Origin of the sequence: Alkalihalobacillus phoenicis (assembly GCF_047302405.1) — a bacterium.
Classification (GTDB): Bacteria; Bacillota; Bacilli; order Bacillales; family Bacillaceae_D; genus Alkalihalobacillus.
Genome location: NZ_CP154853.1, coordinates 1,997,005 through 2,019,232, shown reverse-complemented (window position 1 = coordinate 2,019,232; position 22,228 = coordinate 1,997,005). Strand labels below are relative to the sequence as shown.

Genomic DNA, 22,228 nt, shown 5'->3' with positions numbered 1-22,228 from the left:
CTCATGAAGAGTTTGAGGTCCGTTCTATTTATTTGTTAGATTGGAAGGGGACTTTTGAGTGGTTTTACAAGAAAAAGAGCGAAATCAAAAAGCGGTTTCTCGATTAATCGCTTATTTATTTTTTGCATATTCGGCAAATACGGTCATTGTTAGTTACTTATCGGTTTTTTACCGTGAAGAAGGATTATCGGGTAGTGAGGTTGGCATGTTGATGGCTATTGGGCCGTTCGCGATGCTGTTAGCTCAACCGGTTTGGGGGTTTTTAAGTGATAAGTATAAAACGATACGTAAAATATTGATGATTGCTTTAATTGGCTTAATTGTCACGGCATCGATGTATTATATGACGAGTGGATTTACCCAATATTTGGTTGTGATGTTTATTCTTTTTATCTTTTTATCCCCTGTCACAGCTTTAGGTGATAGTTTAGCCCAAAAAACGGCTAACTATCGTAGCTTAAATTTTGGTCAAATCCGAATGTGGGGTTCGATTGGTTTTGCTTTTACGTCACTCGTAACAGGATATTTATTAACCGTGATTGGTGTGGAACATTTTGTATTACCACTTGTTTTTATGGCATCGCTTGCTTTTTTATGTGCCTGTTTCGTTTCAGATGTTCCCGGTTCAAATAAAGCGGTAACAATTGTTCATGCGATTCAAAGTGGTTTAAATATAAGGCTTGGTTTGTTTTTATTTTGTATTTTATTTATTTCGATTCCACACCGGGCTAATGATAGCTATTTAGGTATTTATATCGTCGAACTTGGTGGGCCAGAATCGATGATCGGCTGGGCTTGGTTTATTGGTGTTGTCGCCGAGGCATTTGTATTTGCTTTAAGTATGAGATGGTTTAAAGATATTGAACCGATGAAGTTAATCATTGTCGCTGCTTTTATTTTTGTGATTCGTTGGCTCTTGATGAGCTTCTTTACAAATCCATGGTTTGTTATGCCGTTACAAGTGTTGCATGGGTTTTCATTTGGAATTGTTTATATTACGTCTCTTCAATATGTCAGCAAAATGTTTCCAGATCATCTTCAGGCAACAGGACATGTGTTATTTATTACCACTTTTTTTGCTTTATCAGGGATCATTGGGTCTTTAATTGGAGGAGCGATTATCGACTTAATCGGTGTTTCGGCTATGTACTTTGTGATGGGAATTAGTGCCTTTGTTGGGATGGTCCTCTTTATGGTTTATTATTCCGTTGATAAAAGAAAAGCAGCTACTCTTAAACAAATGACTTAAAAAAGTTAAGAGCAGCTTGCCACATATTTATTTTTTGTTAAACAAGGAGCTTACCTGTTGGACAATTGGTGACATTTCACTCACCGCTTTTGTGACTTGTTCAACCGTTTGGATCGTTTGACCTAAATCAAATTTTCCATCATGGCTCGTAAAAGCCTGCCTGAGAAAAGAAGGGGATTTAGCTTGTAAATTTCCTTCTTTTTGTTGTTGATTTTTTTTCGGTAATCCGAGTTTAAACCCTTTAGGTTGCTTTGGTTTTGGTTGCCCGTATGGATTAGGTGTTTGTAAGTTCGGATTACTTTGCCCCCCTCTCATTGGTAGCTGACCTATTCCTTGTGGATTTCTATCCATAGGAAATGGTTGGTTCGGCGGATAAGGATAGGGAGCTGTTTGGGGTCTATGCTGATAATGAGGCATCATTTGAGTAGGTTGACTAGGGTGCGAAAATGGAATTGGCTGCTGTGAATAAGGATGCCTTATATGCTGATTTGGGTTCGTATAATACATACACGTTTTCTCCTTTATTCCAAATTGATCGTTTTGTGTTTTTCCTGTAGCTTAATTTCTAACAACCCGTTATGAAAGTTAGCCTCAACTTTGTTATAATCAATAAGAAAAGGGACACGAATCGTTCGCTCACGCCTTTCATGCTTTGAACGAATCAATTGTTTCTCGTTTATTTTGTCTGTAATCCCCGTTTCTTCCTTATCATGAATAATAATTTGTACAGCCTGATGGTACACATTTAATTCGATTTGTTTTTTACTAACTCCCGCTAATTGAGCTGTTATATAAAATCCATCCGTTAGCTCGGCTACTCGAATTGGAATCGGTGAGACGAATAATGGTTGATATGGTAAGGAATCAAGTGAACGTGAAAAGAATTCATCAATTGACTGCATCATATGTTGAAACCCATGTCTCGCTTTTTCAGGTTGTTTTTGATCAGTCATTGTTTTAACCTCCATTAAATATTTTCGTTTTGTTATTCATATGTTAGAAAGCGAGATAAAGTGATTAATTCGCGGATAAGGAGTGTGGGCGATTGAGTATAAATTTAATTGACTCTCATTGTGACGTCTTGTTAAAGCTTATTCATGATAAAAAAAGAACTTTTTATTACGATGATAATATTCAAGCGAACTATTTGAATTTAAAAAAAGGTCAAGTGAAGGTACAGTTTTTTGCGATTTTCGTTGAGCCGGATATTGAACAAAATCAAAAGTTTCAAAATGTGTTAGAGCAGGTTGAGGCTTTTTATGAAAGAGTGTTAAAACCTAATCCCAATATGAAACATCTTAAAAATTGGTCTCAACTTGAACAATTAAAAGAAGATGAAGTTGGGGCAGTATTAGCTCTCGAAGGGTTGGATGCGATTGGAAATGATCAAACGAAACTTTCACTTTTATATCAGTTAGGTGTTCTATCAATCGGAATCACTTGGAATGGAGCGAATTTATGTGGGGACGGTGTTGGGGAGCCGCGCGGGGCTGGTTTGACCGAATTAGGGAAGACGATCGTCGCTAGAAATAATCAATATTCTGTTTTAACCGATGTTTCGCATTTAAGTGAAGCTGGTTTTTGGGATGTACTTGAACTTTCAACGTTTCCAATTGCCAGCCATTCGAATGCCAAAAGCATTTGTCCGCACCCGAGAAATTTAACGGATCGTCAAATTAAAGCACTTGTTCAAAAAGGTGGCTATATCGGCCTTGTTCTTTATCCATTATTTGTAAACGGAACAAAAAAAGCGACGGTTTCAGATTTAATTCGACATATTGAACATTTTCGTATGTTAGGGGCAGGAGAGCATATTGGTATTGGTTCCGATTTTGATGGAATTGATTGTTTTATTGATGGGGTGGAACACTCTGGGCAATACCCAACTTTATTTTCACAGCTATCCAATTATTTTTCTGATGACTTTTTAAAAGGGTTAGCCGAACAGAACTTTAAAGCTTTTTTAGCTAGGAAATTGGCCGATTAGATTTACACTATTTTTTAGAATTCACGTCATTTTGGCAGCTTAGAAGCTTGAAGCTAGATTTTACCTTCATACATTATGAAATCTTTTTTTACAATAAAATAAATTGTTGAAATTTGTTTTCCTTCCAAGTAAACGATTGAATGACGAACGTTGATTTATGATACAATAGGGACAGCTTTAACTATTGAAAGGGGTCTTTATTGAATGTATAAAAAATGGAAGATCGGATTATTTTCACTTCTAACTTTACTCTTACTTGTTGCTTGTAATAGTGGAAATGAAGAGGAAGCTAATAATTCTACAGGGGAAGAGCAAGAGCAAATGCCACAAGTAGAATTGGATACAGAAGATTATCCAGAAATAATCGCAACCGTAAACGGCGAAGATATTCTTAGAGAAGAATATGTGCCATTCCTTGAAAATCAAGCTGGTATGATTGTGGCGTTTATGGGAGTTGATATAGAAACGGAAGAAGGTCAAGAAGAATTACGAAACCTTGAGGAAATTGTTGCCGATCTTTTTGTCAACGATAAGCTCATCGAACAAGAGATTGCAGCAGAAAACTTTGAGGTCACAGAAGAAGAAGTTGATCAAAGAATGGAGTCCGTTATTTTACAACATGGTTCAGAAGAAGAACTTGAAAAAACTTTAGAGGAATACGGTTTTACGATGGATGAATTACGTTCTGATATTGAGGTTGAATTAAAAAGAGAGCAATTTTTAGCAGAACAAATTAACATTGAAGAAGTAACAGAAGAAGAATTGCAACAATTATATGATTCAAAAATCGAAAATGGCGAAGAAATCGGAGAATTTGCGGAGGTTCGAGATAATCTTGAAGCTGAAATTTTGAATTCTAGAGAGACAGAAGCCATCCAAAACTATCTAGATACTTTAAAGGAAAAAAGTGAAATTGAGATTCACTTATAGAATATATACTATCTAATAAAGCACCCCTTTATTAGGTAGTTTTTTTTGTTATATAAGTCTTTTTGCCCTTTTATTAAGAACTTCTTGCTAAATCAATCTTTTATCCTATAAACTAACAATAGATAATAAGAAATAGGACTTTGGGCTTTATATAGCTTATGAAAAAATTCCTTGTTCGTAGGCAACCGTAATATAGATGGAGGGGAAAGTATTGAGCCAAGATATTTTATTAGAAAGTGGTACAAATGAATTAGAAATTGTTATGTTTGAAGTGGCTGGAAGTACGTTTGGAATTAATGTTTTAAAGGTGAGGGAAATCATTAATCCACTTCCGATTACATCAACACCAAATAGCCATCAGCATGTGGAAGGAATTATTCGTTTACGTCAAGAAGTTATTCCTGTAGTGGACTTAGCAAAGGTATTAGCTCTACCAGCTTCTAACAAACCCGAAAATGATAAGCTGATCATTGCGGAATTAAATCAAATAAAAGTTGCTTTTCATGTACATACAGTCTCTCGCATTCATCGCATATCGTGGCAACAAATTGAAAAGCCAAGTGAATTATCAGCAGGTTTTGAAAATCATACAAACGGTATCGTTAAGATGGATGAACACTTAGCATTACTGCTTGATTTCGAAAAAATTATTGTTGATATTAATCCAAAGGCAGGCTTAAATCTGGATGCGGTAAAGGCGTTAGGAGAAAGAGGGCGCTCAAATAAACAGATTATCATTGCGGAGGATTCGGCGACTTTAAGGAAATTACTTGAAGACACTTTAACTACAGCTGGTTATGGGCAATTGCGCTTTTTTGAAAATGGCCAGCTTTTATGGAATTACTTAGAGCAACAACAAGATTTGCAAACTGATCCTCTCGATTTAATCATTACTGATATTGAAATGCCTCAGATGGATGGACATCATTTAACGAAACGAATAAAAGACCATTCATTGTGGGGGGATATTCCGGTTGTCATTTTCTCCTCAATTATAACTGAAGACCTTTATCATAAAGGCGAAGTTGTTGGAGCAAATGCCCAAATTTCAAAACCACAAATTGCAAAGTTGATTCAAACATTAGATGATTTATTTATTAAGCAAACAAATTAATCTTCACTCTAGGACTGTCTCAAAAGGTCATTTGGCGTTTTGAGAGGTCCTTTTTTTTATGAATGCCGCAAATTCCAACGAATGCCAGTCTCTTGTCAAAAAGCGAGAAGAGAGAAATGAAAAGTGAAAGGCTGTTGAATGAGAGCTGTAAAGGGAAATGAAGGGGGTCAATGAAGTCGAAAGCGGTAGAACCAAGGCAGCAAAAGGAATCATAGAGCCTGAATGAAGTCAAAAGCCGGTGAATCAGGGGTGCAAAGGGAATCATAGAGCTCGAATGAAGTCAAAAGCATGTGAATCAGGGGTGCAAAGGGAATCATAGAGCCTGAATGAAGTCAAAAGCATATGAATCAGGGGGGCAAAGGGAATCATACGAGCCTGAATTACTGCGAGGTCCGTATAAAAATATTTGTTTGACCAACATAATCAACACTTCTTAAAATACTCGGCATACAATGAAACATCACCGAGGAAAGAAGGGTATGTTGTGGCTAAAGCGAAAAAGAAAGTTCAACCGAAAATAACCGCACAAGAGAAATATCAATTTACGATGAAAAAGGTTACATCCGAGACGTGTATTGCTTGTAAACAGCAATGTAGTCGCGGTTTAGAATATATGGAAAAGATGAGCAAACCAGGAGCGATCGGAAAAGGGGTCCCTTGCCATTTAACAAAGGGTAGAGGCACAAAATAACAGTCGAATCTCATGCTGATTCGACTTTAGTTTTTAAAGAGAGTTAGACAAGCTCATCATTTTTTATTATTTTCTTTTTGTTGGTTTTGATTTATATAAATCATTCAAGTTTTCTACTTCGGATTGAGATAAAAGGCCAAGTTTTTTTAAGAAATAAGAATAAGCAATGATTTTCTTATTTGACATTGTTGTACCTCCTTTTTGTATCGTATTCAATTAGTGTCAAAAAGTTTCCTTAGGTAAACTTTTTTGTGTCGAACTTAAAAATGGACATCAGAAAAGGTGATTGATATGATAAGAAAGAGGGAATTAGTTTATGGAGTTCGTAGCTTGTATTTAGGAATAGGAGTGTTGAGAGTGGATATACATGTATCAAAACCAGCGATTCAATGGTTTAAAAAGGAATTTAATTTAGAAGGAAACGGAGAATATGTCCGATTTTTTGCGAGATATGGTGGATGTGGGGCTGTGCAATCTGGTTTTTCACTTGGGGTTAGTTTAGATAAACCTTCAACAATTGGAGCAAAAGAAGAAATTGACGGTCTCATCTTTTATGTTGAAGATACGGATCTTTGGTATTTTGATAGCCATGATCTTCGTGTTAAATACAGTCGTAAATTTGAAGAAATTGAATATGAATATGAGAAATCAACCCAAGAAAAGCAATGAACTCATTGCTTTTTTTGTTTATTTAATCCTTTATGGATACACTGTAGGTGAAGAGCAGGAGTAGGAGGGGGATTTGTTTGATGTTAGGTTATGCTTGTCTTAATTTATCTCTGCCTAGTTCTTTTCGAACATGCCGTTTGCAAACGTTAGAAACAAAGGGGATGGGTTATATAAAAGAACTAGCGTTACATAATGTGAATCAATTAAAGGAAATTCTCCTTTGGAATATCGAAAATCGTATTTTCTTTTTTCGGATTACAAGTGAGTTAATTCCTTTTGCCACTCATGAAAAAATGACTTGGAATTGGATGAAGGATGATGAGATGCTAAAGGCATTTAAGGAAATCAACCAATTACAAAAGGAATATCAGCTAAGGTTAACGGTCCATCCTGGTCAATATACACTTATTAATTCACCGCGTGAAGAAGTTTTACATAATGCAGTGAAAGATTTAAATTATCATGCCGAATTATTACAATTGGTCGGCGGAAGCGATATGATTATCCATACAGGTGGCGTTTATGGAGATAAGGAAGCTTCTATGCAACGTTTTATTCTTCATTACGAGCAATTATCGCAAAAGGTTAAGTCGTATTTAAGACTAGAAAATGATGATAAGAACTACTCTACTCAAGATGTATTAGACATTTATAAAAAATGTGGTGTTCCAATTTGTTTTGATCTTCATCATGAACGTTGTTTTGAAGCGGAGGAAAGAGAACTTCCTCTATTATTTAATCAGGTTGTTCAAACATGGGATGGTATACAAGCTGTACCAAAAGTTCATTTAAGTACAGGAAGGCAATCTATTACTGATCGATCTCATGCGTCTTACATCTCGGTAAGTGACTATTTGCTCTTAGAACAAATAACAGGTGGACAAAAGGTAGACGTCATGTTGGAGGCGAAAGCAAAGGATCAAGCATTGTTACAATTAAGAACAGACTTAGAGGCAACTTGATCGTCTTTTTCAAGCGACCATGCTATACTAATTTTTAAACAAATGAATTTAGGTGGAATGTTTATGTCAAATGCAATTGAAAAAGCGACATTTGCTGGGGGCTGTTTTTGGTGTATGGTGCAGCCATTTGATGAATTACCAGGCATCATTAAAGTGGAATCAGGTTATATGGGTGGTCATACACAGAACCCGACCTATGAAGAAGTCAAGACCGGTGAAACTGGTCATTACGAGGTTGTTCAAATTACATACGATCGTAATATCTTTCCATATGAACGCCTGTTGCAACTTTATTGGCCTCAAATCGATCCAACAGACCCAGATGGTCAATTCCATGATCGAGGTTCACAATATCGTACAGCGGTTTTTTATTATAACGCGTTTCAAAAAGAAGAAGCAGAAAAATCAAAAACACAACTAGAACAGAAAAACATTTTTAAAAAACCGATCGTTACGCAAATTTTACCTGCAATGAACTTTTACCGTGCGGAAGAAGAGCACCAAGACTTTTATAAAAAAGAACCTAGTCATTATAAAGAGGATCGTCAAAAATCAGGGCGTGATCATTTTATCGAGTCCCATTGGGAAAAGAAATAAGGAATAGTGATTTTACTCCATAGTTTATTTTTGAAAAAGAACTAGTGATCAAGATTTAATCGGTTCTTTATATGTATTTGATTTGCAAGGCTCAGCTAATTAAATTGGTTGGGTCTTTTCGTTATAGGCAAAAGATTAATGGGGCTTATTTAAATTAAAAAAATATGTCGATTTCTGAAAAATATGACTATATAATTATGTGAAATTCTAAAATAATATGATACAATATTAGTATAATAATATAATTCTAAAAAAGTAACAAACTATAGATGACATCAGGAAAGGGTGACAAATATGAAACTGGGTAGAAGGATGAAACGAATGTTTTTAGCTTTAGGCTTAATGGTCATTGGATTTGTCGCCACTATTGTCATCGTTGTTAATGTCATGTCCTATACAGAAGCAGGAAGAGTCCCAATTAAAACGGGTGTACTTTTACACGCGATTAATCATAATTTGGTTGCACCAGATATGAAGGTGCCTCGTATTTTTGCGGGTAAAGGAACAGCGACATTTACGAGTGACCTTCTAGAGATGCCTACAAGTGATGGGGAGAGTATTAACCTTAGAGTTTATCAACCCTTAAAAGAAGGTCCACACCCAATTATCCTTTATTATCATGGTGGGGCGTTTATTGAAGGCTACGGAAACATTGATACACATGATAATATCGTGCGCTCTTTAGCGGCACGTACCAATAGTGTAGTTATTGCAGTTGGATATCGAGTTGCACCAAAACATCCATTCCCAACGGCGATTGAGGATAGTTATGAAGCTTTAGTTTGGGCAAAAGAGAATGCTGATTTATTCAATGGGGACCCGAATAAAATGGCGGTTGTAGGCGATAGTGCGGGAGGCAATTTAGCGACCGTTGTTTCCTTAATGGCTCGAGACCGTTCTGGGCCAGAAATAGTAGCCCAAGCCTTATTGTATCCGCTAACGACATTTTCAGATGTTGAGTTTCATTCACGCGAACAATATGATAGTGGTTATTATTTATTATCTCGGAATGTGATGCTAAAAGCGCGTGAGTTATATACACCTGATCAGACCACTTGGACATCCCCATATACATCGCCTTTAGATGCGGAGGATTTAACAAATTTGCCGCCAGCTCTCGTCATCACGGCAGAATTTGATCCTTTAAGAGACGAAGGGGAAGCATATGCCCAAGCTCTTTCGGAAAATGGGAACTCCGTAAAAGCGATTCGTTATAATGGAGTCATGCATGGTTTTGTCTCTTTTTATCAAGTTTTATATCATGGCAATCATGGCTTAGCTCAAACATCAAATTTTTTAAATAGCGCTCTCCAAGATGATTATCATCAAGAATTTAAACCTTTTGAATTAACAGTTGTTAACGAGATTGACCAAGATAAAAAGTGGAGAGAAGAAATCGAAGCTTATGCGATCGGGACTTTCCTGATAGGGAAACAAATTATGCAAAGATTCGAATAGACCTCGGAGACTGTTCTAAAAATCATTTTAAGTGGAGGGGACCAGATAAGAGCTCATTTCTTTCTGGTCTCTTTTTTTATTGCCACTATCTATGGTTGTTGATTCCATGATCAATGTTTTCAAATTAAGTAGACAGCTTCTTAATTTGAAAACATTTTTATCTCTTGAAATACAAATGGAAGAACAAAGAAATCATCTCAAACGGATTAATCCCCATTTGAGACGATTTCTTACATTTGAGCACGTTTAACGAACCGTTCTTCATTTTCGATTAAACCACAAGCACCACATTGTACTTTGATAGTTGGACCTTGGTAAGGGAGATGAAATGGCTCTAATTGGTTAGCTTCATAAGTTTCGACGATATCGCCACTACTAGGATCTAGTTTGACCGCTTTGGGAACTTGTTCAATGATATGAAAACGACTTCGATTTGTTTTACAGCTAGGACAAGTATATGGTGAACTCAAATCGGACACCTCCTTTTTGTATAGCTTGCCCTCTTTTAATCATAATCACTCTTGTGAAAGGACGATTATCAGGTTAATAGTGAAGAAATTTTCTAGGGATATTTAATGGGGTCACTATTATTACGAAAAAGTACGTATTGGCCAGCATAAATATGACAAGTAAGTCTTTTAAGTCAAAAAGCTCGATGTTAAACAGCACAAATAAAAGCATCAATTTAAGAAGAGTCCAAAACCCAATTATATAATTTCATATACCATAATGAGTTAAAAAGAACCAAAATCCAGCTTAAGAAACATCTAAATCAAAAAGCTATCTCTAGAGGGGAAATATACCGTCTAAGAGATAGCTTTTTTGTTATACAAATGTCTTTTATTTAATTAAAAAGCCCAATTCCCATCACGGAAGACAGCTTCTTTTGAGCCGTCTGCTTTAATGCCATCGATGTTCATTTTGGCAGAACCCATCATGAAGTCAACATGAGTAATACTCGTATTTAAACCGTTTTCTTCGAGCTCAGCTTTTGACATTTCCTTACCACCTTCAATACTAAACGCATAGGCAGCACCTAAAGCTAAATGGTTAGAGGCATTTTCGTCAAATAACGTATTGTAAAAAAGAATGTTGGTATTCGAGATAGGTGAATCATGTGGAACGAGAGCAACCTCACCAATATAACGTGACCCTTCATCCGTTTCGATTAGGCGTTTTAGTGTCTCGTAGCCTTGTTCAGCTGTAAAGTCTACAACGGCACCATCTTTAAATGTTAAAGAGAAGTTATCAATGACTGTTCCACCATAATTTAATGGTTTTGTACTGTGAACCACTCCATTTACACCCGTCTTTTTGGCTGCTGTAAAAACTTCCTCTGTTGGCATGTTGGCAACAAAGGAATGGCCATCTTTATTGACACTGCCTCCACTTATCCATAAATGAGTTTCAGGTAATTCAATCGTTAAATCGGTTCCTTCACCTGTGTAATGAAGAGCGTCGTAATGTTTTTCATTTAAAATACTCATCTTTTGATCAAGTAAAGCTAAATGAGCCTTCCATGCTTTAACAGGATTTTCTTCGTTAATTCTCGTAGCCTGGAAGATTGATTCCCATAGTTTTTCAATTGCTTCTTCATCAGGTAGATCAGGGAATACTTTTTTCGCCCAACCTACTGAAGGGTTTGCGACAATCGACCAACTCACCTTGTCAGCCGTCATATAAGAACGGAACCCTTCCATTGCTTTTCCACTTGCTTTGTTCGCATTAGACACACGTTCAGGATCTACGCCTTTTAAAAGGTCAGGATCAGCACCTGTAATGCTTAAGAAGGCAGCCCCGTCTTCGCACATTTCCTCATACCCTTTTGCAATCCATTCAGGGAACTCTAAAAAGGTTTCGTCTGGTGCAAGATTGTACTTCAGTCTTGTAATTTCCTCGTCATTCCAATCGACATGCACGTTTTTAGCACCAATTTCATACGCTCTTTCTGTTGCAAGTCGAACGAGTGGAGCAGCAAATAATGGAGCACGAATAACTAATGTTTGTCCTTTTTGAACATTGACCCCAATTTCAACAGCTAAAGCGGCATACTTTTTTAATTTTTGATCAAAAGTTGTCATGACTATCCCTCTTTTTCTTTGAATTTTCAATCTTTTTACTTATGTAAGGTCAATGGATTGAAATATTGAACGAATTACATTCTTATCCAGTTGAACCAATTAACCATTCTAGTCATTATTTTAACAAAGCTTAAAAAGAATAGCTACCATTCATGTTTTTATGTTATGATGTTTGGTATGCTTTAGTGAAATTCGTACCATAAGAGGTTCGCAAACTCCCTCTATAAAAAACTATACAAGATCACTTTGTACTTAATTGAAGTACTTGGTCTTATTTTTTTGGATATTTTTTAATCGCTTTGATTTTCAAAGCTGGAGTGAACGGACGCTCTTTCTTCTAAAAACAAGGGGGGAAAGCGTAATGTTAAAAGATGAAAAAGCTGTTGTTGTATTTAGTGGAGGTCAAGATAGCACAACTTGTCTCGTTTGGGCACTGCAGACGTTTAAGGAAGTGGCTACGGTTACCTTTGATTATGGACAACGACATCGAGATGAAATTGAATGTGCAAAGGAAATTGCAGATGAGTTAGGCGTTTCCTTTAAAGTATTGGATTTGCAGCTCATTAGTCAATTATCGGCTAATGCACTGACAAGAGATGATATTGAAATTGAAGCTGGTAAAGACGGAGAACTTCCTTCTACTTTTGTTGAAGGTAGAAACCATTTATTTCTCTCTTTTGCAGCCATATATGCCAAGCAAATCGGTGCGAGACATGTTGTAACTGGAGTATGTGAAACCGATTTTAGTGGGTACCCAGATTGCCGTGATAGTTTTATTAAATCATTAAATGTCACCTTAAACTTAGCGATGGACCATCAGTTTGTGATTCATACGCCGTTAATGTGGTTAGACAAAAAAGAGACATGGCAATTAGCGGATGAATTAGGTGTTCTCGATTTTGTTCGAAATAAGACATTAACGTGTTATGAAGGAGTTAGAGGGGAAGGCTGTGGAAAGTGTCCAGCCTGTCAATTAAGAAAGAATGGTCTTGATTTATACCTCGAAGAAAAAGGGGAGGAATTATCATGATCTATAATTACTATCCTCAAGTTCCGCATTCATACCGTTATGAGTTAAATAAAGATATGCACTTATCTGCTGCTCATTATATCGATGATGATTTAGCAGGGAAATGTCAAAAAGTTCACGGTCATACGTATACGATAAATGTGACGATAGTGGGTGATGAACTCGATACAATTGGTTTTTTGATTGATTTTAAATTAATTAAGGATCAAATTCATAAAAAATATGATCATTCGATTTTAAATGATCATCCTGATTTTAAAGGGAAACACCCAACAACTGAAGTCGTAGCGGAAACGATAACGACGGAGATCAACCGGTTTTTAAAACAACAAACGAATCAGCCGAAATGTATTCAAACAATCGTTCGTGAAACACCGACAAGTTATGTTGTCTATCGTCCAAAGGCGAGTGAAATAGGATGAAGAAGATTCCGGTAATGGAGATTTTTGGTCCGACGATTCAAGGGGAAGGTATGGTCATCGGGCAAAAGACGATGTTTGTGCGGACCTCAGGCTGTGATTACAGCTGTTCGTGGTGTGATTCCGCCTTTACATGGGATGGCACCGGGAAAAGTACGTTGATGACAGCAGAAGCGATTGTCGAACAGCTTCAACAAATTGGCGGTGTTAACTTTTCTCATGTGACGATCTCAGGTGGGAATCCGGCTTTGCATAAAGGGATTGCGGCACTAGTTAATTTATTAAAAGAGAAACAAATACAAACAGCGATCGAAACCCAAGGTTCGATTTGGCAAGATTGGTTATTGGATATTGATGAAGTAACGATTTCACCAAAACCGCCAAGTTCGAAAATGGAAACCAATTTAGAAAAATTAGATGAGATCATTTATAAGTTAGCCAATCATAATATGAGTCTCAAAGTCGTTATTTTTGATGATGTTGATTTTGTTTATGCAGAAAACATTCACAAGCGTTATCCGAACATACCCTTTTATTTACAAGTGGGGAATGAAGACTCAAAAACGGAAGAGAATCACAACTTATTACAGCAACTTTTAAACCGTTATGAATGGTTAATTGAGAGAACGATTAATTCGCAAGTAATGAATGATGCAAAAGTTTTGCCACAATTGCACACACTATTATGGGGCAATAAAAGAGGCGTTTAGGAGGTTTTTATTAATGAGTGGTCGAAAAGATTCAGAATTAGATGGTGTGACATTATTAGGAAATCAAGGGACGAGCTATGAGTTCAGTTATAACCCAGGCATTTTAGAATCCTTTGATAATAAACACCCAAACCGAGATTATTTTGTTAAATTTAATTGTCCGGAATTCACTTCATTATGTCCAAAAACAGGACAACCGGATTTTGCAACGATTTATATTAGTTACATTCCAGGTGAAAAGATGGTCGAAAGTAAATCATTAAAGCTGTATTTATTCAGTTTCCGTAATCACGGAGACTTCCATGAGGATTGTATGAATATTATTATGAATGATTTAATTGAGCTCATGGACCCACGCTATATCGAAGTATGGGGCAAATTTACTCCTCGTGGTGGTATTTCCATTGACCCGTATACAAACTACGGAAAACGAGGAACAAAGTATGAGGAAATCGCGAATTATCGCTTGATGAATCATGACTTGTATCCGGAAAATATTGATAATAGATAATGGTGGGAAAAGCGAATTTGAATTCGGAAAGTGACCATTTGAGTGACCACTTTCAAACAAAAGTGACCAATATAAAAAATAATGAGTGACCAATTTAATATGTGATCATTGCCTATCGTTTGTTTAAGCGGTGGGCATTTTTGTATTTAAATTTAAAACTAGGGAGCTGATAAAATGACCACAACTACACGAACGCAAATCCGCTACAAAGTTGTCGCACAAGTTAAGGATTCTCAAATTACCACCAATGTTTTTACACAACGAGAAGTAAACAAAGACCAATTACGACCATTGGCCATTGCAAATGTACTCAACTATATGGAGCAAATGGAAATAGATGGTACTAAAGATGATATCAATTTAATCGGATTTCAAAATTTAGGAGTCTTTAACTAGGGGAGGGAAATTCATGACCACTTCAACTTTCAATTTTACCGAATTAGAAAAACAAACGTCAACGGAGTTTATTAAAGAGTTAAAAGACAATATCGACAATGATGTAATCGTTCGCTACTCTGTCGATCTACCATTTGTAAATTTATACACCAAAGATGCCCGTGGATTAAGTTTTAAAGTCATTATGGCCTATCACAGCAGCAACAAGCGAAAGGCATACTATACGTTCGATATTATCGATCACGTTGATTTTAGACGACTTGGATTAACGATCGAGGAGGATTAATTACATGAGTGAGAATGTTGCTATACGCTCTCACATCACAGTACAGACACAATTGTTATATACAGATGTAGAGTAGCTAGGAGTCTTAAAGACGAACCACACGCCATTTTAATCGAATCAGATGGCGATATATCGCTCTCAGTATTGAGGAAGCTGAGGAGCTAGCACATTCGCTTTTAGCATTGGTAAATCTAATCAAAAATTAAAATTAAAAAAAAGACACTAGGGGAGTTCACTGCTCCTCTAATGCCAACCACTGATAATATCTCACTGGTATTATTTTATCATACCCACCTCAAAAAAATCAACAGTTTTGTAGGTTTCTTTAAGTGTGTCGCAAAACACAACAGAGGGTGACAGGTTGGCAAGTGTCCTTTTATTCAAAGGAGACCAACAAAATGATCAATATCAATATTAATCCACTATTAAAACGCAATCCAGACTATGTATTATCAACAGACCGCCACACATTACAGTCACACGACACGCTAGATGGCTTAAATCAATCCGTATCCGCTCATATGGAGACTTTAAAGGCTTATTCATGTAAAGAGTCTATCGTGCAATTATTATCCATCATGAGTCAGCATAGCGTTGTTATACTTGGTGTTTCTTATATGTCCAACAAAACGATGGCCGATAAGCTAGGTGTCACGACTCGCACTATACAACGATATATTAAAGAGTTAGTCGATTTAAATATCATCACAGTCCATCAGACGCAAGATAATAGACGAAGAGGACAAACTAGTAATACATTTGTAATCGTTCCATTTGAGCCGATTGCAGAGGAATCTGAGCCTGTTGTGGAGCCTGTCACAGCCGATGTGCCGGCTACCTGTCACCCAAAACAATCTATTAATCTAACATCTAAAAAAACTAAAGATCATAATAACGTAACGCACGACAAATCTATTAAAAATCAGCTGATTTTGCCAACTTATATCCCTGAGCGCTTCGCCATGTATGCTAATTTAATCTCAAAAAACGAGAAAGATATCGTTAAACTCTACAACAAAGTCCAATTAGCTTACAGTAAGTGTGCTTTAGATTATTCGCTAGATAATTATTTGGACGCTGTTTATAGAGTATTAAAAGGTGTAGTTTACAAAGTTAAATATGGCAAAATCAAGAATGTATTTGGATATTTTTACCGTGGAGTATTGGCGACATTTGATAAGATTTTTGACGATGAGTTGGCTGCATTAGCTGAGGTGTCATCATGAATCTCATCAAACGATTTAGACGTTTAAATTCCGAGGAAAAATTCATTCTCATTTGCTCATTTTTACTATTAATTTGGCTCTTGTCTATTTAATGCCCTCTAAATCGCTCATATTTGCGTTGTGAGCAATTTTAGGATTGGGTATACTTATTACACTTGAAATGAATTAAAGTTTCTTAGGTGACGATTGTGGAGGTTGTTACTTTGCGGTGTAAGTCACTTTCATAGGGAGTTACACCACAAAGCACGACAGAGGGTAAGGATATGATGATCCGAGTTGGAACTCCATAATGTTAATTCAGGACAAGAAAAATAAGTTATTAAAATAGGTTAATTTTTTAACCTAAAATAGTTGACTTTATTATTTAATTGTTTTATTATCGTTATAGGCAAACAAGTTATCTGTTTTAAGAGGTGTTTAAAGTTGATTGGAATTGAATATATTTCAAGAGTATTTAAAATGAAGTATAAAGAATTAGCTGAGAAGATAGAAGTTAGTTCACCTACTTTGAATTATTGGGTATCAGGAAAGAAGAAAATACCAGAAAAAAGGTTAGAGCAATTATCTCAACTATTTAACCTTCCTTCGGATTATTTTCAAAAAGAATTAAATCGGGTTGAAATGGTGGATGTTGAATTAGCTTATTATGACAAACTCTCCAAAGAAGAAATGCAAATTGTAACTGAGACAGGGTTTGATTATGAAACGGAGGAGTATTATTCATATGAGGAAACGATTGACCCTTATGAATCAGAAAGAAAATATCTAAACCATAGGAGAGTCAAAGAAGGACTATTATTGCAAACTGAAAATATGCTTTTAAAGCCGATCGAAGTGCGTAAAGACGAAAATGAAGATTTAAGTGAATTAATGAACGTAATAAGAGATTCATCTTATATGGAAATGTTAGAGCATTTTAATAGAGTTTTTGAAAAAGGTGAATTTCAACATTTAGATGTATTGCAAGTAGTATTAGAGGCTCTTTGTATGTTTGGAAATTCACCCTCGGTAGCTAACAATGAAAAAACTAAACATCTGGCTGATGAGGTGAAGGAACTCCTTGCAAGTCATGGGATTTCAATACCGATTAAGAGAAAAAAATAAACCAATTAAGAGGAGAAAACATATGACTCAATCATTCGCAACACAATATAAAGCAATGTACTTAGCCTTATCCGAAGAAGATTATAAAGCAATTAATGACATAAATGAGTTTCCGGAAGTGGTTGATAGCGAAAGGGAATATGAGGAACTTTTAGCAGACTAGGGAGTTTAAATACTCCTTTACCTTAAAAATTAATTTTTATCAACGACAAATAAACCATTGACTTTGGTAGTCTAATAGTTCATTATCAAAGCACGACCCGAAAAAATCAGAGTTAGCCCTTTATTCATTTTTGAATTATCTTAAGTATAAAGGCTATCAACCTATAAGTCAATATAAAAATTATACACCGTATTATATGATAATTCGGAAATGAGAGGAGGTGAGAAAGATGTAAAGATAGCAGATTTACCTTAGTTGTACTTGTCACTGGTGTAATAAAAATAAACTAAAAATTGGAGGAAATATAACATGAAAAAAATTATCGATTTAAACAAGGTAAAGGAAGTAAAGAGCATGAGATTAGAAACGAAGTCAAAGCATTTTCCGGAGCAGAGTAAGGATGATGCGATGTTGGATATGGTTAAGGAGAGTGTGAAGTGGACAGAAAAATCTGTGGAACTAACAGAAAAAATCTCAAGTGATTATATAAAATTAGGTGAACAGTACAAATCAGATATGGAAATGTTAAAGAGTAGATTTGAAGTGCTGTTAGACTCAATTGATAGAATGGAGAATGATTATTCAATCGTAGCTGATTTTATTTGGGGCAGGGAAGATCTTCATGATGATTTTGTTTCCTATCTTAAAGATTTAAAGAGGTCGCCAGAAGGAGAGTATCAAAAAGGTAATATCGAAACTTTATTATCTGAGTATGGCGCAGATGAAGAGACAGAAAAGTGGTTGGCTGAAGAAATGAGAACTATGAATGGGGGAATGTAAAAATGGGATTCGCTAAATGTAAATGCGGAAATGATTCTTTTGGGATGGAAGATACAAAAGGTGTTTTGCAAACTAAGGCTGTTTTTTGTAAGGGTTGTAATGAAATTATTGGGATAGTTGAGGATATCGATTTCAAAGTTTGGAAAAATAAAATGTATTCAAATCACATGTTCTTTGAAAATAAAATAAATGAAATTCAAAATAAAGCTAAAAAATATAGGGATGAGAATGATGAAAAAATGATGTATCTTATTGAAAAAGTAGAAAGTTTACATCGCTTATTGAAATAAATGTGGAAATATTTTTCAAGGTGTGATCCTTCTTTCTTTATACCTTATTATGGCTTGAAACGTTTAATACATAACCAAAGGGGCTTCGGCTCCTTTAAATAAATAAAAATAAACTAAAAACTCGGAGGAATGTAAAATGGCAAATAATAAAAATGGATTTATTGGAGTAAAGGAATTTGAACAAATGGTAAGTGTGATTCACGGTAAAGCAAATGAATTTCTTGGTATGGATGAAGCTACTGCAAAGGGGTTTCAGTCTGAAATTACTTCAGCGTATTCAACTGAAACTTACAAACAAGCATTTGAAACGTTAGCTAAACATGTTAGAGGATGGGCAGAATATCATGATGATGGTAGTTTGCTAATGAGCTTAGTGATGGAGTCAAATGAAGATCTTGAAGATAAAAATGAAGACGCATTTGTTTTGATCGAACAAGCATTAACAAAAGGAGGGGTTCAATAATGAAAATGAACAATGATGATGTGTTATTAGGGTTAGTGACAAGACAACAAAGGTTTATTAATTACCTAAATGAATCATCCGAAAAAGATGGTTTATACCTAGAAATTATCAGTGGTTTTATCTTGAAAAATGAGCACTTGCATAATGATTATGTCGATTATTTAAAATCATTGAAGACAGAGCCATATTACGAAGGTTGCGAACGTGAGATCGAAACTTTACTTACTGAATATGGCTCTACAAAAGAGCATCTTAACAATCATTTAAAACTAATGAATACAATGGAAAGCAATCTAACTAATATCGAATATAGTGTGCTAAACAGAGCATTAGCTGATAATGATAAAATTGAATTAGAAATATTTAACAACTTGATTAATAATGAACGAGAAGTTAGCGGAATTGAGATTCAAGAATTTGTGAAAAAACATTTCCCTGATGAATATGATAAAGCAGCTAGAGAAGAATTGGGAGATATGATGTCTTATATTAACGAAGAGGCTGAAGTTGGGGGTGTTCAATAATGAAACAAGTATTAAAAAAAGACACAATGATTGCTGACTGGTTATTAATCGATAGCGAAGAGTTACCATCAGTTTACAAAGTGGTCAAAGAAGAAGATGAGAACCATACTATAGCTAGTTTGAGTCAGCTTGAAGATATTACGGATGTATTAAATAAGGCCGGACACAAAGATTCTTATAAATATTTATTTGAGAATAGAATCTTTGTAAAAGAAGGTGTTTTTGCTTGGAGTCCTTCACAAGCAAAATTTAATAAGTTAGAAGATAATTACGATGAAATTTCTTACAGTGTTAATGAATTCATTAACTATGACGAATTGTTATCAACTATTTATGATGTGATTGTAAATGTGCTTTATGAATATCGAAATTTTGAAGATATTGAAACTCATTTTGATTCCCTTTGTGTAAAATTTAAAGATATTAATGAAGAAATTGATGGTATGAAAATTGAAACGTTTTTAACAGACGAACTATACAATAGAAATATTGAGCTGCACAAACTAAATCTAGGTTTTTACTATCCAGATGGTGATACAATTTCTATCCAAATCCATGATTACACGAGAATTTCAAAAAGTCTGATCGAAGCATTGAGAAATTAATATAGAGGGGGCTTCGGCTTCCTCCATCAAATATAAAATAGAGGAGTGATTAGTTGAAATTAATGCTTGATTCGTGGGCATATAAAAGAAAGCCTACGCCAGATGATATAAGGAATCGAATCAACAAGAGTATTATAAAAAGCTCTATTGATATTAATGTGGAGCAGTTATCGAAAGAGTTAACGAGTGGTAAGACATTCATGTGTGGATATTTGGAGAAGGATTCAAATGGTGATATTAAGCGAACGGAGAGTTATTGGAAATCGCAACAAGTCATTGCATTAGATTTCGATAATGAGTACAGCTTCAGGAATGATGAAAATAAAAATGTAAAGGTTAGATATATTTCCGCAACGCTTGAACAGGCTCTGAACAATGAGTTTATTAAAAAATATGCAGCTTTTGCTTATCAGACATTTTCGCATACAGAAGAACATCCGAAATTTAGGGTAGTTTTTGTTTTGGATAGACCTATGTACAACCTAGAGAAATTTAAAGAGTTAATCAAGAAGTTGATAAATGAGAAGTTTCCAATGGTGGATATTTCTTGTACTGATGGAGCTAGATTGTTCTATGGAGGAAGGGGGTTGCATGTTGTCGCCTATGATAACAGGCTTCCTCTAGACCCCACCCTTTGGCAAGACATACAGGGTATAGAATATATATATCCGACAAGAGGGTGTAAAAGCAGTAAAGTGATTACACCTACAAATAAAAGTAAAGTTAAATCAATAACTTATAATACTAATAAGATAGCTAACAATTTAAAGTTAATTAATCAAAGAGATATTCAATCATTAAGAAGTGTTATTAATCCAATACCGATAACATTACATAACAAGAATCAAGTATACGACTACTTGAAGCAACAAAGTCTATTAATCTATCTTGGTACTCAATCAAATCAATTATACAACATATTCCACGATGAAGACAAGCCTAGTGGAAGTATTTATCAATCTAATTTAACAAATGGACACTGGTTATATAAATGTCATTCATTAAGTAATCCGTTTGTTGGAACAATTCTTCAAATTACAATGAAGCTTTTAGCTTGTACATTACCTGAAGCTGGAAAGTTTTTGATGGATGTATATGATATTACAATAGAAGAAAATGATGTTCAAAAACAGTTACGTGAAGAGATCGATGCTTATAAATACATATTGCAATCGGATGAGTTACAAGAACTCTATCCTAGTTTTTATAAAATGTTCAATAGATATGGATACATAGAAAATTTATATGTTTTGTTGGATTTAATTAAAGAAAATTTGCCAGCAGATAGTGATGATAAACGATTATTATTTTATCACTCGATTTCTACACTTTCAAAAAAGTTTAATAAGAGTAGAGCTGTAACAGGAGATAGAATGAATTTTTTTACTTTCTTTAATTTAATCTACAAGCTCCCTGAATCTGAGGTTCCTGAAGATATTATCAAATTTCAACTCCGTAATAAACGGAATAAAAAATATAAATATAGGAATTCGACATACCAAATGGAATTATACAGTTTCGACTTTTTTGCTGAATTGGATACTCGTTGTGAAGATTGGATGAAGAAAGGTTTAACTACAAAGTCGATGAATTATGAAGGAATTTTAAGGAATTACGGTCGTTCAGAAGCTGATAGAGTCTTTCCACAAGATCAAGGGAAAGTTATTGCTGAACTGAATGAGGACATAGTTTTACATATAGAAGTTTCGACATTGAATATCATAGGGCAAAAAGGTTGGGCAACGGAAAAGGAAATCCTTGAAGGTGTGAAGTCGTACTTTAAAGGACAAAAGAAATTCAAGGAGCAGCAACTTAAACGATCTATAGGAGAAATGTTGGATAAGTACAATCTAGAGATAGTTAGCTCCAACAAGTTGATTAAAGCAGAAATGAACATAACTGAGGAACATTTGAATAAGTCTAGTTTTCCTAAATTGATAAGGCCGATAAAAGAATAGTACATATGGAAAAAAAGTTAAACAT

Annotated in this window: 28 protein-coding genes and 1 riboswitch; of the genes, 24 read left to right on the top strand and 4 right to left on the bottom strand. The window is 35.2% G+C overall.

Annotated features, from left to right (window positions below):
- The first annotated feature begins 58 nt into the window (after positions 1 to 58).
- On the top strand, positions 59 to 1,249 hold the full coding sequence (locus AA0017_RS09590) for an MFS transporter (RefSeq protein WP_413381304.1): 1,191 nt from the start codon (positions 59 to 61) through the stop codon (positions 1,247 to 1,249).
- Positions 1,250 to 1,276: 27 nt separating this feature from the next.
- Here the strand turns inward: AA0017_RS09590 and AA0017_RS09585 are convergent, their stop codons facing one another.
- Together AA0017_RS09585 and AA0017_RS09580 are read right to left on the bottom strand one after the other, a co-directional pair.
- The gene (locus AA0017_RS09585; RefSeq protein WP_413381302.1) at positions 1,277 to 1,756 is read right to left on the bottom strand and encodes a hypothetical protein; all 480 of its coding nucleotides are present in this window, start codon (positions 1,754 to 1,756) and stop codon (positions 1,277 to 1,279) included.
- A 14-nt stretch (positions 1,757 to 1,770) separates the two neighbouring features.
- Positions 1,771 to 2,202 (bottom strand): Hsp20/alpha crystallin family protein, encoded by a 432-nt coding sequence (locus AA0017_RS09580; RefSeq protein ID WP_413381300.1) that lies wholly within the window; start codon positions 2,200 to 2,202, stop codon positions 1,771 to 1,773.
- Between the two features lie 92 nt (positions 2,203 to 2,294).
- Here AA0017_RS09580 and AA0017_RS09575 point away from each other — a divergent pair, with 92 nt between their 5' ends.
- The 8 genes from AA0017_RS09575 (at position 2,295) to AA0017_RS09540 (ending at position 9,657) form a co-directional block, all read left to right on the top strand.
- Entirely contained in the window at positions 2,295 to 3,236 is a 942-nt protein-coding gene (locus AA0017_RS09575) for a dipeptidase (RefSeq protein WP_413381298.1), read from the top strand.
- Positions 3,237 to 3,440: 204 nt separating this feature from the next.
- A complete protein-coding gene (locus AA0017_RS09570) occupies positions 3,441 to 4,166 on the top strand; it encodes a SurA N-terminal domain-containing protein (RefSeq protein ID WP_413381296.1) in 726 nt (241 codons plus the stop codon).
- Positions 4,167 to 4,377: 211 nt separating this feature from the next.
- Positions 4,378 to 5,280: a chemotaxis protein gene (locus AA0017_RS09565; protein ID WP_413381294.1), complete on the top strand. Its 903-nt coding sequence runs from the start codon at positions 4,378 to 4,380 to the stop codon at positions 5,278 to 5,280.
- 484 nt (positions 5,281 to 5,764) lie between these two features.
- Positions 5,765 to 5,971 carry a hypothetical protein gene (locus AA0017_RS09560; RefSeq protein WP_003324453.1) on the top strand — a complete coding sequence of 69 codons (207 nt, stop codon included), beginning with the start codon at positions 5,765 to 5,767 and terminating at the stop codon, positions 5,969 to 5,971.
- A gap of 357 nt (positions 5,972 to 6,328) precedes the next feature.
- A complete protein-coding gene (locus tag AA0017_RS09555; RefSeq protein WP_413381292.1) occupies positions 6,329 to 6,640 on the top strand; it encodes a HesB/YadR/YfhF family protein in 312 nt (103 codons plus the stop codon).
- 80 nt (positions 6,641 to 6,720) lie between these two features.
- Positions 6,721 to 7,602 carry a UV DNA damage repair endonuclease UvsE gene (gene uvsE, locus AA0017_RS09550; RefSeq protein WP_413382522.1) on the top strand — a complete coding sequence of 294 codons (882 nt, stop codon included), beginning with the start codon at positions 6,721 to 6,723 and terminating at the stop codon, positions 7,600 to 7,602.
- A gap of 63 nt (positions 7,603 to 7,665) precedes the next feature.
- Positions 7,666 to 8,199 (top strand): peptide-methionine (S)-S-oxide reductase MsrA, encoded by a 534-nt coding sequence (gene msrA / locus AA0017_RS09545; RefSeq protein ID WP_413381290.1) that lies wholly within the window; start codon positions 7,666 to 7,668, stop codon positions 8,197 to 8,199.
- Positions 8,200 to 8,520: 321 nt separating this feature from the next.
- Positions 8,521 to 9,657, top strand: coding sequence for an alpha/beta hydrolase (locus tag AA0017_RS09540; RefSeq protein ID WP_413381288.1), 1,137 nt, complete (start codon positions 8,521 to 8,523; stop codon positions 9,655 to 9,657).
- A 230-nt stretch (positions 9,658 to 9,887) separates the two neighbouring features.
- Here the strand turns inward: AA0017_RS09540 and AA0017_RS09535 are convergent, their stop codons facing one another.
- Both AA0017_RS09535 and AA0017_RS09530 read right to left on the bottom strand, forming a co-directional pair.
- Positions 9,888 to 10,127 (bottom strand): DNA alkylation repair protein, encoded by a 240-nt coding sequence (locus AA0017_RS09535; RefSeq protein WP_413381287.1) that lies wholly within the window; start codon positions 10,125 to 10,127, stop codon positions 9,888 to 9,890.
- 378 nt (positions 10,128 to 10,505) lie between these two features.
- Positions 10,506 to 11,738 carry an aminopeptidase gene (locus AA0017_RS09530; protein ID WP_413381285.1) on the bottom strand — a complete coding sequence of 411 codons (1,233 nt, stop codon included), beginning with the start codon at positions 11,736 to 11,738 and terminating at the stop codon, positions 10,506 to 10,508.
- Between the two features lie 197 nt (positions 11,739 to 11,935).
- Positions 11,936 to 11,979: riboswitch (PreQ1 riboswitch) on the top strand.
- Between the two features lie 120 nt (positions 11,980 to 12,099).
- Here AA0017_RS09530 and queC point away from each other — a divergent pair.
- From queC to AA0017_RS09455, 15 genes are all read left to right on the top strand, one after another.
- The gene (queC, locus tag AA0017_RS09525) at positions 12,100 to 12,768 is read left to right on the top strand and encodes a 7-cyano-7-deazaguanine synthase QueC (RefSeq protein ID WP_413381283.1); all 669 of its coding nucleotides are present in this window, start codon (positions 12,100 to 12,102) and stop codon (positions 12,766 to 12,768) included.
- On the top strand, positions 12,765 to 13,190 hold the full coding sequence (gene queD / locus AA0017_RS09520; RefSeq protein ID WP_413381281.1) for a 6-carboxytetrahydropterin synthase QueD: 426 nt from the start codon (positions 12,765 to 12,767) through the stop codon (positions 13,188 to 13,190). The genes queC and queD overlap by 4 nt, the downstream gene beginning before the upstream one ends.
- Positions 13,187 to 13,897, top strand: a complete 711-nt coding sequence (gene queE, locus AA0017_RS09515; protein WP_413381279.1) for a 7-carboxy-7-deazaguanine synthase QueE — start codon at positions 13,187 to 13,189, stop codon at positions 13,895 to 13,897. The genes queD and queE overlap by 4 nt, the downstream gene beginning before the upstream one ends.
- Positions 13,898 to 13,910: 13 nt before the next feature.
- Positions 13,911 to 14,408: a preQ(1) synthase gene (gene queF / locus AA0017_RS09510; protein WP_413381277.1), complete on the top strand. Its 498-nt coding sequence runs from the start codon at positions 13,911 to 13,913 to the stop codon at positions 14,406 to 14,408.
- Positions 14,409 to 14,582: 174 nt separating this feature from the next.
- Positions 14,583 to 14,804, top strand: coding sequence for a hypothetical protein (locus AA0017_RS09505; RefSeq protein WP_413381275.1), 222 nt, complete (start codon positions 14,583 to 14,585; stop codon positions 14,802 to 14,804).
- A 13-nt stretch (positions 14,805 to 14,817) separates the two neighbouring features.
- A complete protein-coding gene (locus tag AA0017_RS09500) occupies positions 14,818 to 15,090 on the top strand; it encodes a hypothetical protein (protein WP_413381273.1) in 273 nt (90 codons plus the stop codon).
- Positions 15,091 to 15,488: 398 nt separating this feature from the next.
- Positions 15,489 to 16,316, top strand: coding sequence for a helix-turn-helix domain-containing protein (locus AA0017_RS09495; protein WP_413381271.1), 828 nt, complete (start codon positions 15,489 to 15,491; stop codon positions 16,314 to 16,316).
- 423 nt (positions 16,317 to 16,739) lie between these two features.
- The gene (locus tag AA0017_RS09490) at positions 16,740 to 17,420 is read left to right on the top strand and encodes a helix-turn-helix domain-containing protein (RefSeq protein ID WP_413381269.1); all 681 of its coding nucleotides are present in this window, start codon (positions 16,740 to 16,742) and stop codon (positions 17,418 to 17,420) included.
- Between the two features lie 22 nt (positions 17,421 to 17,442).
- Positions 17,443 to 17,583 (top strand): hypothetical protein, encoded by a 141-nt coding sequence (locus AA0017_RS09485; RefSeq protein ID WP_413381267.1) that lies wholly within the window; start codon positions 17,443 to 17,445, stop codon positions 17,581 to 17,583.
- Between the two features lie 309 nt (positions 17,584 to 17,892).
- Complete coding sequence (locus AA0017_RS09480) at positions 17,893 to 18,363, top strand: hypothetical protein (RefSeq protein WP_413381265.1); 471 nt, start codon at positions 17,893 to 17,895, stop codon at positions 18,361 to 18,363.
- Positions 18,364 to 18,365: 2 nt separating this feature from the next.
- On the top strand, positions 18,366 to 18,653 hold the full coding sequence (locus AA0017_RS09475) for a hypothetical protein (protein ID WP_413381263.1): 288 nt from the start codon (positions 18,366 to 18,368) through the stop codon (positions 18,651 to 18,653).
- 136 nt (positions 18,654 to 18,789) lie between these two features.
- Entirely contained in the window at positions 18,790 to 19,116 is a 327-nt protein-coding gene (locus AA0017_RS09470; protein WP_413381261.1) for a hypothetical protein, read from the top strand.
- Positions 19,116 to 19,640 (top strand): hypothetical protein, encoded by a 525-nt coding sequence (locus tag AA0017_RS09465; protein ID WP_413381259.1) that lies wholly within the window; start codon positions 19,116 to 19,118, stop codon positions 19,638 to 19,640. Before AA0017_RS09470 ends, AA0017_RS09465 begins: the two co-directional genes overlap by 1 nt.
- Positions 19,640 to 20,245: a hypothetical protein gene (locus tag AA0017_RS09460; protein ID WP_413381257.1), complete on the top strand. Its 606-nt coding sequence runs from the start codon at positions 19,640 to 19,642 to the stop codon at positions 20,243 to 20,245. Before AA0017_RS09465 ends, AA0017_RS09460 begins: the two co-directional genes overlap by 1 nt.
- Before the next feature lie 53 nt (positions 20,246 to 20,298).
- Complete coding sequence (locus AA0017_RS09455) at positions 20,299 to 22,203, top strand: hypothetical protein (RefSeq protein WP_413381255.1); 1,905 nt, start codon at positions 20,299 to 20,301, stop codon at positions 22,201 to 22,203.
- Positions 22,204 to 22,228: the final 25 nt, after the last annotated feature.

Coding starts and splice junctions, on each gene's coding strand:
- AA0017_RS09585 (WP_413381302.1), bottom strand. CDS start 1,756: ATGTATTATACGAACCCAAATCAGCATATAAGGCATCCTTATTCACAG.
- AA0017_RS09580 (WP_413381300.1), bottom strand. CDS start 2,202: ATGACTGATCAAAAACAACCTGAAAAAGCGAGACATGGGTTTCAACAT.
- AA0017_RS09570 (WP_413381296.1), top strand. CDS start 3,441: ATGTATAAAAAATGGAAGATCGGATTATTTTCACTTCTAACTTTACTC.
- uvsE (WP_413382522.1), top strand. CDS start 6,721: ATGTTAGGTTATGCTTGTCTTAATTTATCTCTGCCTAGTTCTTTTCGA.
- msrA (WP_413381290.1), top strand. CDS start 7,666: ATGTCAAATGCAATTGAAAAAGCGACATTTGCTGGGGGCTGTTTTTGG.
- AA0017_RS09540 (WP_413381288.1), top strand. CDS start 8,521: ATGTTTTTAGCTTTAGGCTTAATGGTCATTGGATTTGTCGCCACTATT.
- AA0017_RS09530 (WP_413381285.1), bottom strand. CDS start 11,738: ATGACAACTTTTGATCAAAAATTAAAAAAGTATGCCGCTTTAGCTGTT.
- queC (WP_413381283.1), top strand. CDS start 12,100: ATGTTAAAAGATGAAAAAGCTGTTGTTGTATTTAGTGGAGGTCAAGAT.
- queD (WP_413381281.1), top strand. CDS start 12,765: ATGATCTATAATTACTATCCTCAAGTTCCGCATTCATACCGTTATGAG.
- queE (WP_413381279.1), top strand. CDS start 13,187: ATGAAGAAGATTCCGGTAATGGAGATTTTTGGTCCGACGATTCAAGGG.
- queF (WP_413381277.1), top strand. CDS start 13,911: ATGAGTGGTCGAAAAGATTCAGAATTAGATGGTGTGACATTATTAGGA.
- AA0017_RS09505 (WP_413381275.1), top strand. CDS start 14,583: ATGACCACAACTACACGAACGCAAATCCGCTACAAAGTTGTCGCACAA.
- AA0017_RS09500 (WP_413381273.1), top strand. CDS start 14,818: ATGACCACTTCAACTTTCAATTTTACCGAATTAGAAAAACAAACGTCA.
- AA0017_RS09495 (WP_413381271.1), top strand. CDS start 15,489: ATGATCAATATCAATATTAATCCACTATTAAAACGCAATCCAGACTAT.
- AA0017_RS09485 (WP_413381267.1), top strand. CDS start 17,443: ATGACTCAATCATTCGCAACACAATATAAAGCAATGTACTTAGCCTTA.
- AA0017_RS09480 (WP_413381265.1), top strand. CDS start 17,893: ATGAAAAAAATTATCGATTTAAACAAGGTAAAGGAAGTAAAGAGCATG.
- AA0017_RS09475 (WP_413381263.1), top strand. CDS start 18,366: ATGGGATTCGCTAAATGTAAATGCGGAAATGATTCTTTTGGGATGGAA.
- AA0017_RS09470 (WP_413381261.1), top strand. CDS start 18,790: ATGGCAAATAATAAAAATGGATTTATTGGAGTAAAGGAATTTGAACAA.
- AA0017_RS09465 (WP_413381259.1), top strand. CDS start 19,116: ATGAAAATGAACAATGATGATGTGTTATTAGGGTTAGTGACAAGACAA.
- AA0017_RS09460 (WP_413381257.1), top strand. CDS start 19,640: ATGAAACAAGTATTAAAAAAAGACACAATGATTGCTGACTGGTTATTA.